We start from the raw sequence: 13780 nt of genomic DNA, 5'->3' as shown, positions 1-13780 counted from the left end.
GTTTTTTGTCGAGTTCATTTCAAGATTTCAGCACGCGGGCCCTAGCTTGCATAGCGCCTGGTCTGCTCAGGCACGACCCCGGCGATTGCGTTGCGAACGGCAAGGCGAATATCGGCCAGGGAAAACGGTTTGGTGATCACATCATGCACCAAGGCGTCCAGACCGTTCGCGCGCTCTCGCTGATCGGCGAAGCCGGTCATCAGCAGTATGGGAAGAGACGGCCAATCGCGCGCCGTATGGAGCGCCAAAGCAATTCCGTCCATTACCGGCATCTTGATGTCCGAGACCAGAAGGTCGAACTTTCCCTGCTCACGCGTGAGCACTTCAACGGCCTCAGCGCCGTCCTCGGCCGCCTTGACCGTATGACCGTCAAGTTCCAACGCACGCTGTACAAAGCTGCGGACTGCTTCGTCATCTTCCGTCAGAAGAATGCGAGCCATATGGTCAGTCTCCTTCGTTCTCCGTGTCGGCCCCGGTCTCCTCACCAGGGACGACGTAACCGATGAACGGCAATTGCCGCCAAGCGTGACCCATATCCATGCCATATCCGACGACAAACTTGTCTGGGCATGCAAAACCAACGTAATCGGCAGAAATGGCAGCTTTACGGCGCTCGGGTTTGTCCAGTAGCGCGACAATCCTCACGGATTTCGCGTCGCGTTTCAAAAGCCGCTCCTTGGCGAAGCTCAAGGTGCGACCGGATTCCAGAATATCATCGACCAGAATTATATCGCGGCCGTTAACGTCACTTTCGACGTCGCGTAAAACACGGATATTTTCTGACCCTTCGGTTCCCGCGCCATAGCTCGACAGATGCATGAACTCCATTTCCGGTGTCAGACCGGAACGATGCATCGCGCGGACCAGGTCTGCGGCAAAGATGAAGCTGCCTTTCAGAACCGCGACGACCAGCAGATTTTCCGGTTTTGATTCCGAAATGGCATCTGCAAGATCCGCGACACGTGCGGCGATCGCGTCTTCATCGAAGAGCGTGTTGATATGGACTGTCATTTTATTCGAGTACTACCTGACGTTTGCCGCGGTCTATGAACCGCACCTGGATGTCCGAGGCATCCGAAGGAGGATCCGCGAGAATGGTCCTGAATCGCGTTTCGTCCAGTCCCTTGAGAACCTTGGTTCTCGGTTCCACGGTCCAGGCGTAGATTTCCTGAAGATCACCGCCGCGTATGGACAGACGTACGGCGGGAACCGATGTGTTCTCGCCCAGTATATTGCGGATCGAGCCCTCGACCACAAGTACCTGTTCGCCCTCTTGAAGTTCGTGAAATGTCCTGAGGTCCCTGAACTCCAGGCCGCGGAGGTTTACGTCCAGCCCGACAGCCTCGAAAAGGCTCGCCAAATCAGGCGCTTGCTTGACGATGCTGTCTCGAAGCATAACCACAGATGCGCAGATGGCAATTGATCCGGCAAACAAGCCTATGCCGGCGACCCGGCGATAGTTCCGGCGCATCAGCCAATTGAAGATCGCACCGATGCGGTTTCGCTTGAACTTGTTCGGGTTGACCTTGATCTTCGGACGCTTGGCCAGTGTCTCGATATCAACCGGCTTGTCATCGTCTTCGGCGTCCGGGTCGGCGTTGTCTGCCTCTGCCTGCCTGGATGGCGGAGGTGGTGGTGGAGGCGCCGGCGTATCGTCCTCCTCTTCTTCCTCCTCGTCGGGAATGTCGTCAGCGGCAGACTCGCGGTCTTCTTCTTCGCCGTCGGCTGCCCAGTTGGCCGCATCCTCGTCCTCTGGCTCTTCATCCAGTGGGAGATCTTCGTCCTCGGGTTCCTGCTTGGGCGAAACGAACCAGCGGTTTCCACAGCGCGCGCACTTGACGCTGCGTCCCTGGTCGCCCAGGACTTGAGGCTTGATATCGTAAGAGGTGCTGCAGTCCGGACATTTGATCTTCATCTGCGAAGACCCTTCGCCTAAATTTGATGTGACGGCCGAAACACAGTAGCCGTTTGCGGTAAGATCCGGCAAAGATCCCCAGCTAAGTTGTCTGTTTTGTCCAGCCGGGCTCGCTGCCTTCTACAGGACATTTATATGTTTAATGAAGCGTTAACGCGGGCCCGTTAGCGTGCGGCCTTTCCAAGGAGGACACAGGTGATCCGTTTCGAGAACGTCGGTTTGAGATATGGCATGGGTCCGGAGATCCTGCGCGACCTGACGTTTCGGATCGAACCGCAGTCGTTCCAGTTTCTGACCGGGCCATCAGGAGCGGGCAAGACCAGCCTGATCCGTCTCCTGTTCATGTCGCTGCGGCCCACGCGTGGGCTCATCCGTGTTTTCGACAGGGACCTTTCCGTCATCAGCAAGCAGGAGCTGCCGGAGCTGCGCCGGAAGATTGGCGTCGTGTTCCAGGATTTCCGCCTGCTTGACCACCTGACCACCTACGAGAACGTCGCCCTGCCGCTTCGCGTGGTCGGGAAAGACGAGTCCGAGTATCGATCTGATGTGGTTGAACTGCTGAAGTGGGTCGGTCTTGGCGAGCGCATGCATGTTCTACCACCGGTCTTGTCGGGTGGAGAGAAGCAGCGTGCGGCGATTGCGCGCGCATTGATCACCCGCCCGGATGTTCTTCTGGCGGATGAGCCGACGGGGAACGTCGATCCGACGCTGGCGCGAAGGCTGTTGCGGCTGTTCATGGAGCTCAACAAGCTTGGCACATCTGTCATCATCGCGACCCATGACATTGCACTTCTCGAGCAGGTCGATGCGCGCCGAATGGTTCTGGCCGACGGCCGCCTTGAGATCTTTGATTGAGGCGCGGCATGGCAAAAGAGACCAAGAAAGTGCCCGCATCAAAAAAGCCAGCGCCTCAGGTGAAGGCGGCGCGCAAACCGAACCGGCCGAAGCTGCCGCGCCAGAAGACGCAGAAGAAACCTGCAGGTGAGAGGAGCAGGGCGCCGAAGTTCCGGTCGTTGACGCCGATTGTTCCGCCACAGTCGGTTGCCGGGCGGGCGCTGACGCTTGTGGTGGCGATCATGAGCTTTCTTGCCTGTTTGACCGTCGGCGGTGTGTCCGTGGTCTGGGACGCTGCAGACGATTGGCAAAACGATCTTGTGCGCGAGGTTACGATCCAGATCCGCCCTGCGGAGGGTATCGATATGCTGCGCGAGATCGACAAGGCGGTTGCCCTGACACAAGAGTTTCCCGGTGTCGAAACGGTCCGTGCGCTCTCCGATGATGAAACGCGGGCATTGCTACAACCCTGGCTGGGAGACGGGCTCGAGCTTGAGAGTCTTCCCGTCCCAAGGCTGATCCAGATTACCGTGGATGATCCCGAAGCGCTTGATCTGTCCCAACTGAGAGCGGCGCTTGAGCAGGAGGTGATCGGGGCGAGTCTGGATGATCACTCGATCTGGACGTCCCGTCTTTCAGCAATGGCGGGGGCGGTCGTCTTGGGTGGTTTTGCGATCATGGCCCTTGTCCTCGGCTCGATGGTGCTCAGTGTCGTCTTTGCGACCCAGTCGGCGATGGCGGGGAACAAGGATGTCGTGTCGGTGCTGCATTTTGTGGGGGCCGAGGACAGTTTTATCGCGCGCGAATTCCAGCGGCATTTTCTCGTTCTGGGGCTCAAGGGTGGCATTTCAGGTGGCGCAATTGCATCGCTGGCGTTCCTGATGCTCGACCTGTTCACCCGCCGTGGCTCCGGCCAGGCCGGTTCGGATCAATTGTCCGCTCTTTTTGGAACGGTGTCGGTGAGCCTTCCGGGTTATCTCGGCGTCATTGCTGTCGTCTTTCTTGTGGCTGTTCTGACGGCATTAACGTCGGGTCTCGCCGTAAAGGCACACTTGAAGCGCGTCGACTGAGGTTTTGCCTTGTGTTTGCCTCCAAATATTCCGAATCACCTATGATACTGGTGACAGAAAGCCGTTAGACGATGCTAGGGAAAGGTCCGGTCGAGGTGGAAACCGCGTCTGGTGAAAGCGGGCAAATGCCGCAAGCGGTCGATACGACCCCCGAGACCGGAGCGCCAAAGCGCCCGCCGGTGCGACGGCGCGCGCTCACTTGCCTGTTCGTTGGCGTGCTCTGTCTGGCACTTCTTGTATCGTTTCTCGATTTCGCGCAACGGGTTGGAAGCATTTCGATGCCCGGTGATCCGCGTGCGGATGCCATTGTCGTGCTGACCGGCGGCACAGAGCGTGTAGAGCGGGCTGTCTCGCTCTTGTCGGAAGGGCGCGCAATGCGCCTGCTTATCTCTGGCGTCCACCCTGGGACGACGCGCAAACAGATTGCCTCGATCACCTCCGCCGACATGCCTTTGTTCGATTGTTGTGTGGATCTCGACCGCCTCGCCTTGAATACGGCTGGCAATGCGACCGAGACAGCCGCCTGGGCGCAGTCTCACGCCTTTCGTTCCCTGCTGGTGGTGACGAGTGCCTATCACCTTCCGCGAGCCCAGGCGGAACTTGCAGAAGCCCTGCCGGATGTGGATCTCGTGGCCTACCCGGTCTATCCGTCCGGGCTAGACCTGAAAGCCTGGTATCTCAGCCCGAAGACGATCCACCTTCTCATGCGCGAATATGTGAAGTATACCCTCGCTCGTCTCAGGATCGTCGCGACGCACCTCACGTCCTTTTAACAAGACGTGTGATGTCTTCCGGCGTTCGCCGTGCTCCCTTTTGTCCGCTGCAAACGGCCAGGTAACATGCTTCTTCTGCGCTCGACGCTTTTCCAGATCCTGTTTTATCTCTCGACCTTTGTCCTGATGGTCCTCTTTTCGCCGGTGTTTTTGTTGCCGCGCCGTTGGGGCTGGTGGATTGTTCCCTTCTGGTCCTGGTTCAATCTGGCGCTGCTCAGGTTCATCGTTGGTCTGAAGGTCGAGGTTCGGGGACGGGAGAATATCCCGGAGGGCGGCTATATCGTCGCGTCCAAGCACCAGTCGGCCTGGGAGACCTTTGCGCTTATTCCCGAGTTCCCAGATCCGACATATATCTTGAAGCGAGAGCTGCGATGGATCCCGATTTTCGGCTGGTACACGGCGAAATTTCGCCAGATCCCGATCAATCGTGGCAAGCGCTCTGCTGCTCTGGCCGAAATGATGATTGCTGCCAAGGAAGCGATTTCCGAGGATCGCCAGATCATGATCTTCCCGGAAGGGACCCGACGCCCCGTGGGCGCCGAGCCGAAATACAAGTTTGGCATCGCCCATCTTTACCGGGATCTTGACTGTCCGGTCCTGCCGGTCGCGCTCAATGCTGGGCTTTATTGGCCACGGGCGTCCTGGATGCTCTATCCGGGGAAGGTTCTGGTGAACATCCTTCCACCCATTCAGCCAGGGCTGGCGCCGGATGTGTTCCACGCAACGCTTGTCGAGACGATCGAGACCGCCACCGCAGAGCTGTCTGAGGAAGCCCGGGGAGAAGCTCGCCCGTCACCCTTGCTCGCCGACTTGCGGCCGGCGGCTGCAGATTGATCAGCCGCGCCTAGCGGGTTTCGTCCAAGCGTGAAGCCAGCCAGGCGACATTGTGGTCCCGGATGCCGAGCTCCCCGAGATGGCTGGCCGTGTTCAGAACATATTCCGGATTTCGACCGGATTTGCCGACGGCTTCCAAAACGATGCCAAGCTGTTCGTCCAGCGGCAGAGCGCCCGCGTACTGGGGATGTCTCCGGTCGACCATATAGGTCAGCGCGTTCACGGTTTCGCCGTCTTGCAATGTGACCTTACGCCAGGCTTCAAGGTAGACCATGGTCACCTGTTCGCGGGCGCGCAGATATTCGATGGTCTGATCCCGGTCGGAAGCTGACACCTTGTAGGCCATGCCGCGACAGGCGCCGCCGCGATCAAGGCCAAAGACAAGACCAGGTCTTTCTTCCGTTCCACGATGGACCCAGGAGTAGACACAGAGAGAGCGATGGGCACCACGCAACAGGGCCTGTTGGCTTCTTGTATGATCAAAGCCGGGGTTCCACATCAAAGAACCATAGCCAAACACCCAGAAATCGCTCATATCCGTCCTTTGCATTGCCGTCCAAGGCGTTCGAATAACAATGGCGCATGCCTGTTGCAATGCAGAGATGGGAAACAGAGCCGTGAACGGCAACGGCCGACTGACTGAAATGGGAGAACCGTCTTGGACGCAGGGCCAAAACGCAACTTGAAGATCCGCTACATCTTGCTCGCAGCGGCGGTTCTGGTGACCATTTTGGTGTGGAGCGGTGGCTGGTTCTACATGCGGGGTGTGCTGCGCGACCAGATCGATCACCAGATGGTCCGTCTCGGTCAGACTGGGCAGACCGTTTCCTGTTCAGACATGCCGATTGGCGGCTTTCCATTTCGCTTTGAAGTCAGCTGCGCGGAACCGGCTCTTGCCGATTCGCGGGGGCGAACGGCGGATTTCAAAGCGCTGAGAACCGTCGCTCTTGTCTACAATCCCTGGCATGTCATTGCAGAAGCGGCCGGACCGGCTCGGTTTGAAGATCCACTGACCGGATTGACGGGCGAGGCGAACTGGGAGAATGCGCGCTCGAGCTTCATCTATTCGACCTCCTCCATTGAGCAGATCGATGTGGTGATGGAAAATGTCTCCGTGGCTGTCGGCGGATCGCGGCCTGAGGCTGGTTTTCTGGCCGACGGAGTTTCATTTCATCTAAGGCCCCTCCCCGGCGCGCTGAAGACGCTGGAAGTGTTCATTTCACTCAATCGGGCCGATTCAGACCTGCTGCCCTCTCTTCCAGAACCACTGGATGCCAAATTGCATCTGCAGCTGGAGGATGGAATGACCCTTCTGCAAGGTGCGCCCATCGATAGCCTGAGGCGCTCGTCCGACGGGTCCCTGCCGTTCCGCCTGGCGTGGGCCTCCGTTGGCAATCAGGAAATGGCCGTGACCGCGACGGGTGATCTCGTTTTGGACAAGGGTGGGCGGTTTTCGGGAAAGGTGGAACTTTCTCTTGCTGGAGTGGACCAGCTGGCGACGTTTGTGACATCGATCTTTCCGGAGGCTGCTCCCAGCCTGGATGCCATGCGCGGAGCTGCACTGTCGTTTGGGCAGCAGACTGCTGATGAGAATGGCCGGTCTGTGATCCGCCTGCCTTTGAATCTGCGCGATGGTCAGGTCAATCTTGGATTTTTGCCCCTGGGCATTCTCCCGCCAATTTCACTCGGCGGGAGATAGAAGGTCACGTCAGCTTCCGGCAACCCGGTCGATAGGGATGATGTAGCTGCGCACGCGGTCCGGTTCGGCGATCTTTTCGTAAAGGGCCACGGCCGGTGCTTCCTTGTCGCGCACAAGCCAGCGCAGGTGCAGCCAGCCGCGCTTCTTGCCTTCAGCTTCCAGAGACTCGATCATCTTTCGGCCGATGCCCTGATTGCGGAAGTTCGGTAGAACGTAGATATCGTCCAACTGGCCGATCCGCAGCCCGGTGATCAGCTCCGGAAGGTCGAAAAACACCGAGAAGCCGATCAGCTGGTCGCCTTCATAGGCGCCAATCACCTCGGCGGTTTTGTCGGCAAGAATCCGTTCTGCATAATATTCGTCCGGGCGTCGAGGGGCTCCGCGCTTCAAGGCCTGTGCATTCTCGGCAATCAGTGGAGCAAGCTTGTGAGCGTCTGCCGAGCTGAGGGCCTTGATTTCCGTTTTGCTCATGGTGTCTCCGGATCTTTGCGGTCCAATTTGATGCCTGCAAGATGTCCCGAAACGCCTCACACAATCAAGCAGAACCGGTCGATAGGCGTTGCAACGATTGTCGTATATATGATGTTGAGCTCAGTTCGGGTACGGATCCCTTACCTGCCAAAGATCCTTTTCTGAAAGATCCATCATGACTGCAGAAGCTGCCCGTATGCGGGCAACGATCATCGGATTGAGCGCCGTGCTGATGTGGGCGACGCTTGGACTGTTTGGAGCTGGCTCAGGATCTGTCCCACCATTTCTGCTTAACGCGCTCTGCTTTGGTCTTTCTGGCTGTCTAGCTATCATTTGGCTTGCCATGCGAGGCAAGCTATCGCTGATGAAGCAGCCACTCAAAGTCTGGGCATTTGGCACGATCGGGCTGTTCGGCTTCCACTTTTTCTATTTCACCGCGATCCGCAACGCGCCACCTGTTGACGCCAATCTGATCAATTACATGTGGCCCTTATTGATTGTGGTCTTCTCGGCTCTTCTACCGGGAGAAAGCCTTAGGCTTCATCACGTTATTGGTGCCTTGTTAGGGTTGTTTGGAGCTGCCCTGCTGATCACGGGCGGCGAGGGTTTGTCACTTGCAGGAGGATCGGCTCTTGGTTATGGGGCTGCGGTAGCGTCTTGCTTGTTCTGGTCCACCTATTCGGTTCTTTCCCGGCGCCTGGGTGAGGTGCCGACAGAAGCTGTCGCAGGGTTTTGCCTGATGACTGCTCTCTTGTCCGCCGTGTGCCATGTCTTCCTGGAAGAAACCGTTTGGCCTTCACAAGCGACGGAATGGATGTCTGTGGCGGCTCTCGGCTTGTTTCCGGTTGGTCTGGCCTTTTTTACCTGGGACATCGGCGTCAAGCGAGGTGATATTCAGGTATTGGGAGCTGCTGCCTATTCTGCGCCCTTGCTCTCGACCCTGTTGCTGATCGCATTCGGCTTTGGGTCGTTTACGCTTTCCGTTTCCCTAGCCTGTATTGCCATCACCGTTGGCGCGTTGATTGCAGCCAAGGACATGATTTTCCACCGCTCGTCTTGAGCTGCAGTTTTGGACTTGGAATGATCCAAAAGGCGAGTGGAAAAGGCCGGGTGCTGCCTGTAGCGTGCTGCAAAGCAATAGACGACATGTCCGGGAGTTTTCTCATGACCCATTCCTACAAGCCGCGCCGATCCGCTCTCTATATGCCGGGATCAAACGCACGGGCCTTGGAAAAGGCGAAAACACTCGACGTTGATTGTCTTATTCTGGATCTTGAGGACGCGGTTGCGCCGGATTCGAAGGCTACGGCACGCGACCAGATTGTCTCAGCCGTTTCCGGCGGTGGCTATGGCGAACGTGAAGTGGTGATCCGGATCAATGCCCTCGACACGCCTTGGGCTAACGAAGACCTGGCCGCAGCGATAAAGGCAGGCCCTGATGCTATCCTCGTTCCCAAGGTCAACACGCCGGCCGATTTGCAGCAGGTCGCACACAGATTGGCACTTGGTCAGGCGTCCGTAGGCATCAAGCTATGGGCGATGATGGAAACGCCGCTTGCGATGTTGAATGCCGCTGCGATCGGTGCCTGCGGCCGTGATCCGGAAGTGCGTCTGTCGTGTTTCGTCATGGGCACCAATGACTTGGCAAAGGAAACGCGTGCCCAACTGAATCCTGGGCGTGCGGTCATGATGCCCTGGTTGATGACATGTGTTGCTGCGGCGCGCGCAGGCGGGATCGATATTCTCGACGGTGTCTACAACGCCTTCAATGATCTGGAAGGATTTGACGTGGAGTGCGCCCAGGGCGTCGAGATGGGTATGGACGGCAAGACGTTGATACACCCGAAGCAGATCGAAGCCTGTCATGCGGCTTTCAGTCCGTCGGAGGAAGAAATCGCCTGGGCCCGGAAGATCAACGATCTGTTTGAGCTGCCTGAAAATGCCAACAAGGGTGCAATCCAGGTGGACGGGAAGATGGTGGAACGCTTACATGCGGATATGGGGCTGCGATTCATCGCTATTGCCGATGCGATTGCTGCTCATTCAAAAGCTTGAGTGAGATCATGAAACTCTATCGTTTTATCACCGGTCCGGACGACAGCGAATTCTGTCATCGTGTGACTCAGGCGCTGAACAAGGGATGGGAACTTTCGGGTTCGCCATCTCTCACCTTCGACGCTGAGCGTGGCCGCACTATGTGTGGACAGGCCGTGACAAAGGATGTCCCAGGCGATTATACGCTTGACATGAAACTTGGCGACTACTGATCTTTCGTCAATTCTGAACTGAAAGAGCCCCAGCGGATTGCCGTTGGGGCTTTTCTTTTGTTCGGCTGACTAGAGCGCGAACATGTGGTTGTCCCACGCAACACCTGCAGGACGGGCGAGCACCTCCGGGTAGGAGCTTGGCTCCTCAAGGTAGCTTAGTCCGCCCCTGCCGTCAGAAATCAGGAAAGCGCTTTCGTCGATCGGAGCAAGGCCGCAGCCATCGATGACATCCTGAGTGCCGAGGAGCTCTCCGGTTGCAGCCGACCAGAACATGACCTTGCCGCCGCGTGGGGCCGAGGTGGCAACAATGTCTCCGCTCGCATTTGCAACGACTGAGCCGATATAGCTCTCGAGGCCGGAGGCGATTGGGCCAGGGATTTCGGTCAGTCGGGGCGATTCGTCACGGGTCATTCTGGCGACCAGCGGAGGCGTGAGCGAGAGATCACCCTCGAATTGCCCACCGACCCAGACCTGACCCATGCTGTCCATTGCCATATGCCGAAGAGAGAGCTGGTGCAGGTCCTTCTCAAGGGCATGACTTGCAAGAAGGTCGCCATTATTCAGGTCGAGATAGACGACTGACGGCGTCATGGTGTCGATGTTCAGTTTCTCGCGAGGTTTGCCGGGGTGGGTTTGTATGCCACCGTTGGCGACGACCAGGCTCTTGCCGTCGTCGGTCAGAAGCAGATCATGCGGCCCAATGCCGCCGGTTTGGAGCTCTCCAATGCGCTGGATTTCGCGGCCGCTGACGTCATAGACCCCTATGACGCCGCGCACTGCCTCATAATCATTCTCGACGGCGTAGACGAGGCGGCCGTCCGCGGAAAAGCAGCCGTGTCCATAGAAGTGCCGACCGGGAATTGAACTCAGAACCTGGGGTTCTTTCCGCTGATAGGGATCAATCAGCAGCGCGAAAGTGCCGGGGCGGCGTGCAAAGGCCATCAGTCGGCTCTTGTCCGGCGAAATCGCCATGCCATGACCGCGGCCCGGCAAGGGCACGCGGGCAAGATCTTGGCCGGCATCATCCATGATCGAAAGGGCGAAGGAGCCATCCGCTTCACGGCGTGGGCTGACGAAGAGTGGAACATCCAGTTGTGTGCGGTCCAGGAGCCCTTCCGCGAGGGCGCTCTGGCTGAGACTGGTGCCAGCCAGCGCTGCGAGGCCGCCAAGTCCTGCCAGAAAAGCACGGCGGGAAAAGGGTGTGCGGTTAGTCGCCGTCCAGAGCATTGAAGCCTCCTGAAAGGCCAAGTGCACCTGCCAGCTCGAGGGCGATGGTGTCGCGCAGGCTGTTGATGGTGATGACCAGCAGACCCAGTTTTTGGTAAGTGTCTCCGTCCTTCAACGATTGACGGATTGGCGCATCGATCGCCTCAAGGTTGGCGATTCCATTTGCGAATTCAAAGTGGATCGAGCCCGGGATCCAGCTGAATTCCTCGTCCAGATCCGGTTCAAAATGCGCAGCGCGCAGGGCCGCCTCGATACCTTGCAATTCCGCAATCAGATAGGCCCTGCCATCGCCTGAGCGTGAAAAGGGTAGGCGATGCGCCTTGGCCTTCTTGATTTCAGTGCCAAGTGTTGGCAGGAGCTCTTGATCCTTGACGATGATCAGACCGGTCACAAGCGCGTTGAAGATGGTCTCTATGGCTTCCTTCGACGTTCGGATCTGGCCGTTGTCTGGACCGGGATTGAGCAATCGGGCGCTGTAGCCGTTCTCGTCCTGCCAGTCGGTCGCAATTTCTGCTGCGATGCGGGCGACATTTTGGGCGATCGCGGAGGCATAGCCGCAGATGTAGTCGCGGTTTTCGCCGGCATCACCGAGCACGACCTCACCGCCCTTGCTGAAGGCAATGAGCTGCAGCGCTGTCAGGCCTTGCAATGCGACACTCTTGTCGGAAAGCTGGCTTGGGTCGGTGATCGACGGATCCTTCTTGGCGAAGGTCCTGCGAATCTGCCGCTGGGTGATACCTCTCGCGTCGGGCATGAACGCCAGGCTGTCGAGGCGATGGTCTTCAATCGTCGGACCAAAGCGCAGAAAGCTGATGCCCCCGAACGCTGTCACGACCTCGCGATATCCATTGACAAAATCCGCCTTGGTCTGCGCGGTTGCCGTTGTGCAAAGAGCTTCGATCGTCGGTGGCAAGGTGCTTGCCTGTCTTGCGAACGTGCTGGTCGCGGGGCGGATATAGCCCTCGATGACTTGCCTGACATTGGCTGTGTGGGCATCGGCGGCCAATGCCGTGCCCGTCTCAAAGCAGGCCGTGGACAGAATGGCGGCGGCGATCAGAAAGTTGCGCATCAAAGGGACTCCAGGAAGCGGATCAGGGCGGCGCGATCATCAGGCTCAAGGGCGACTACGGCATTTCGAGCGGTCTCTGCCTCTCCACCATGCCACAGAACGGCTTCAAGCAGACTGCGTGCTCTGCCGTCATGGAGAAAGCGGGTGTGGCCATTTACTGTTTCCGTGAGGCCAATGCCCCAAAGCGGAGGCGTGCGCCATTCGCGTCCGGAAGCGTCTCCAACTGGCCGACCATCTGCCAGACCTTCGCCCATGTCATGCAGAAGCAAATCGGAATAAGGCCAGATCAACTGAAAGCGGTGCGCTTTATTCGCGGCCTTTCGGCTGGTCACGAATTTGGGTTGATGGCAGCTGGTGCAACCGGATTGATGGAAAACCTCCTTGCCCTTCAGAACCATAGGATCGTCAGCGTTGCGGCGGGCGGGGACAGCGAGGTTTTCAGAATAGAATGTGACCAGATCCAGTACCGGATCCGGCGCTTCGGTTGAGCCAAGGCGTTCCTGCTCACCGTGGCGCATCTCGCGGCACGCGCTTTGGTTTTGCGTGCAGTCTCCCCAAGAAGCAGGCTTGTCGGGCGAACCAATGCCGATGTCTCCGGAGAAGGCGTCGGCAGTTTGTGCGCGGACGTTGGCGTTTGAGGCTTTCCAGCCGAAGCGACCCTGCGTCAGGTCTCCGGTCTTGGGGTCGCGGACCACGCTGACCTTGCCGGAGATACCGTCGCCGTCCAGGTCTTCGGGGTCAGCAAGTTGTTCGATATCGCCGGGGTGTATCGCTTCCAAAAGGCCCATGCCGATCATGGGTGGAGCCACACGGGGTGAAATCAGGGTCTCGGGATGCATCGGGCCATAGCCGAGATCCCGCACGACGTAGGTGGGCTTTTGCAACACGGCGACTTCGCCACCATTCAGGGGAACCCTGATGTCTTCGAGCATGATGTCAAAGCGGCCCTCGCCGGCTAGGCCTGGCACCGCAAAGATTTGAAACTGGCCTCCGTAAGTCGGTTCCGGAATGCGCAGCAGCTCTTTGGTGTCAAGAAGCGCCTGCTGCCCCGATGTCTGGGCCGGGACTGAGAGGCGTAGAAAAAGGGAGACAGCTTCGTGTCCGGGGAGCGGCGGACGGCCTCTTCCATCTTTCAGATGACATCCCTGGCAGGAGCGAGCGTTGTAGAGCGGCCCAAGTCCATCCGAAGCCTGAGTGGAAGAAGGCGAGGAGACCCAGAGCTTTTTGAACAGGCCGTTGCCGACCTTGAAAGTCTGTTCTTCTTCGAAGGTGATGTTCGCAGAAGCATGGGAAAAGGAATCCCGATTGACCCGTTTTCGCGACGTTGCAGCACCCCCGGACATGGGTTCGAACTGTTCCGGTTGGGAAAAATCATCGCTGTTGGCGACAATCCGTGCGACGCGCTTGCGGTCTTTCGGTGTCAGGTCATCTCTGTGGGGCAGGATTTCATCTGCGGTGGCGGGCAGGGCAATTGCCAAAGCCGCGAGCGCAGACAAACACCATCTGGTCGGTGTCATGTCAGTGCGTAGCCATTATGTTCGCGTCTCTTCGTTGACGCCGTGTGCCCCAATTCTAACACGGCATCAAGGCTGATACCGGCGGGCGAATGGACACTGCGTCC

Annotated in this window: 17 protein-coding genes; 8 read left to right on the top strand and 9 right to left on the bottom strand. The window is 58.2% G+C overall.

Going from position 1 to position 13780, the window contains the following annotated elements:
• Positions 1-41: 41 nt before the first annotated feature.
• Genes IG617_RS14625 through IG617_RS14615 form a run of 3 tightly spaced genes read right to left on the bottom strand, consistent with a single transcriptional unit; the run spans position 42 to position 1915 of the window.
• The gene (locus IG617_RS14625) at positions 42-440 is read right to left on the bottom strand and encodes a response regulator (protein ID WP_192109988.1); all 399 of its coding nucleotides are present in this window, start codon (positions 438-440) and stop codon (positions 42-44) included.
• A 4-nt stretch (positions 441-444) separates the two neighbouring features.
• Positions 445-1011, bottom strand: a complete 567-nt coding sequence (hpt, locus tag IG617_RS14620) for a hypoxanthine phosphoribosyltransferase (RefSeq protein WP_192109987.1) — start codon at positions 1009-1011, stop codon at positions 445-447.
• A 1-nt stretch (position 1012) separates the two neighbouring features.
• Positions 1013-1915 carry a zinc-ribbon domain-containing protein gene (locus IG617_RS14615; protein ID WP_192109986.1) on the bottom strand — a complete coding sequence of 301 codons (903 nt, stop codon included), beginning with the start codon at positions 1913-1915 and terminating at the stop codon, positions 1013-1015.
• Between the two features lie 195 nt (positions 1916-2110).
• On the opposite strand from IG617_RS14615, the gene ftsE reads away from it, so the two are divergent.
• On the top strand, positions 2111-2770 hold the full coding sequence (gene ftsE / locus IG617_RS14610; protein WP_192109985.1) for a cell division ATP-binding protein FtsE: 660 nt from the start codon (positions 2111-2113) through the stop codon (positions 2768-2770).
• Positions 2771-2825: 55 nt separating this feature from the next.
• Here ftsE and IG617_RS21460 read toward each other — a convergent pair whose 3' ends face one another.
• Positions 2826-2993, bottom strand: coding sequence for a hypothetical protein (locus IG617_RS21460; protein ID WP_209008493.1), 168 nt, complete (start codon positions 2991-2993; stop codon positions 2826-2828).
• Between IG617_RS21460 and IG617_RS14605 the strand changes: the two genes are divergently transcribed.
• The 3 genes from IG617_RS14605 (at position 2992) to IG617_RS14595 (ending at position 5426) form a co-directional block, all read left to right on the top strand.
• Positions 2992-3819, top strand: coding sequence for a cell division protein FtsX (locus IG617_RS14605; protein WP_209008492.1), 828 nt, complete (start codon positions 2992-2994; stop codon positions 3817-3819). The two genes, IG617_RS21460 and IG617_RS14605, sit on opposite strands and share 2 nt — an antisense overlap.
• 71 nt (positions 3820-3890) lie before the next feature.
• Positions 3891-4592, top strand: a complete 702-nt coding sequence (locus tag IG617_RS14600) for a YdcF family protein (protein WP_192109983.1) — start codon at positions 3891-3893, stop codon at positions 4590-4592.
• A gap of 66 nt (positions 4593-4658) precedes the next feature.
• Entirely contained in the window at positions 4659-5426 is a 768-nt protein-coding gene (locus IG617_RS14595; RefSeq protein ID WP_192109982.1) for a lysophospholipid acyltransferase family protein, read from the top strand.
• Between the two features lie 10 nt (positions 5427-5436).
• On the opposite strand, the gene IG617_RS14590 is transcribed toward IG617_RS14595, so the two are convergent.
• Positions 5437-5961, bottom strand: a complete 525-nt coding sequence (locus IG617_RS14590) for a gamma-glutamylcyclotransferase (RefSeq protein ID WP_192109981.1) — start codon at positions 5959-5961, stop codon at positions 5437-5439.
• A gap of 123 nt (positions 5962-6084) precedes the next feature.
• On the opposite strand from IG617_RS14590, the gene IG617_RS14585 reads away from it, so the two are divergent.
• Complete coding sequence (locus IG617_RS14585) at positions 6085-7125, top strand: DUF2125 domain-containing protein (RefSeq protein WP_192109980.1); 1041 nt, start codon at positions 6085-6087, stop codon at positions 7123-7125.
• 9 nt (positions 7126-7134) lie between these two features.
• On the opposite strand, the gene IG617_RS14580 is transcribed toward IG617_RS14585, so the two are convergent.
• Complete coding sequence (locus IG617_RS14580) at positions 7135-7596, bottom strand: GNAT family N-acetyltransferase (protein WP_192109979.1); 462 nt, start codon at positions 7594-7596, stop codon at positions 7135-7137.
• Between the two features lie 175 nt (positions 7597-7771).
• Here IG617_RS14580 and yddG point away from each other — a divergent pair, with 175 nt between their 5' ends.
• From yddG to IG617_RS14565, 3 genes are all read left to right on the top strand, one after another.
• Positions 7772-8656, top strand: a complete 885-nt coding sequence (gene yddG, locus IG617_RS14575; RefSeq protein WP_192109978.1) for an aromatic amino acid exporter YddG — start codon at positions 7772-7774, stop codon at positions 8654-8656.
• A gap of 104 nt (positions 8657-8760) precedes the next feature.
• Positions 8761-9651, top strand: coding sequence for an HpcH/HpaI aldolase/citrate lyase family protein (locus tag IG617_RS14570; RefSeq protein WP_192109977.1), 891 nt, complete (start codon positions 8761-8763; stop codon positions 9649-9651).
• 8 nt (positions 9652-9659) lie between these two features.
• Positions 9660-9863, top strand: a complete 204-nt coding sequence (locus tag IG617_RS14565; RefSeq protein WP_192109976.1) for a DUF1737 domain-containing protein — start codon at positions 9660-9662, stop codon at positions 9861-9863.
• A gap of 69 nt (positions 9864-9932) precedes the next feature.
• Here IG617_RS14565 and IG617_RS14560 read toward each other — a convergent pair whose 3' ends face one another.
• The 3 genes from IG617_RS14560 to IG617_RS14550 are packed head-to-tail and all read right to left on the bottom strand — an operon-like array spanning position 9933 to position 13676.
• Positions 9933-11090: a DUF1513 domain-containing protein gene (locus IG617_RS14560; protein ID WP_192109975.1), complete on the bottom strand. Its 1158-nt coding sequence runs from the start codon at positions 11088-11090 to the stop codon at positions 9933-9935.
• On the bottom strand, positions 11071-12159 hold the full coding sequence (locus IG617_RS14555; RefSeq protein ID WP_192109974.1) for an imelysin family protein: 1089 nt from the start codon (positions 12157-12159) through the stop codon (positions 11071-11073). Before IG617_RS14555 ends, IG617_RS14560 begins: the two co-directional genes overlap by 20 nt.
• Positions 12159-13676: a di-heme oxidoreductase family protein gene (locus IG617_RS14550; protein WP_192109973.1), complete on the bottom strand. Its 1518-nt coding sequence runs from the start codon at positions 13674-13676 to the stop codon at positions 12159-12161. The genes IG617_RS14555 and IG617_RS14550 overlap by 1 nt, the downstream gene beginning before the upstream one ends.
• Between the last annotated feature and the right edge of the window lie 104 nt (positions 13677-13780).

It is taken from the genome of Roseibium polysiphoniae, assembly GCF_014842925.1.
GTDB lineage: Bacteria > Pseudomonadota > Alphaproteobacteria > Rhizobiales > Stappiaceae > Roseibium > Roseibium polysiphoniae.
This window is presented reverse-complemented; position numbering and strand designations above follow the sequence as displayed.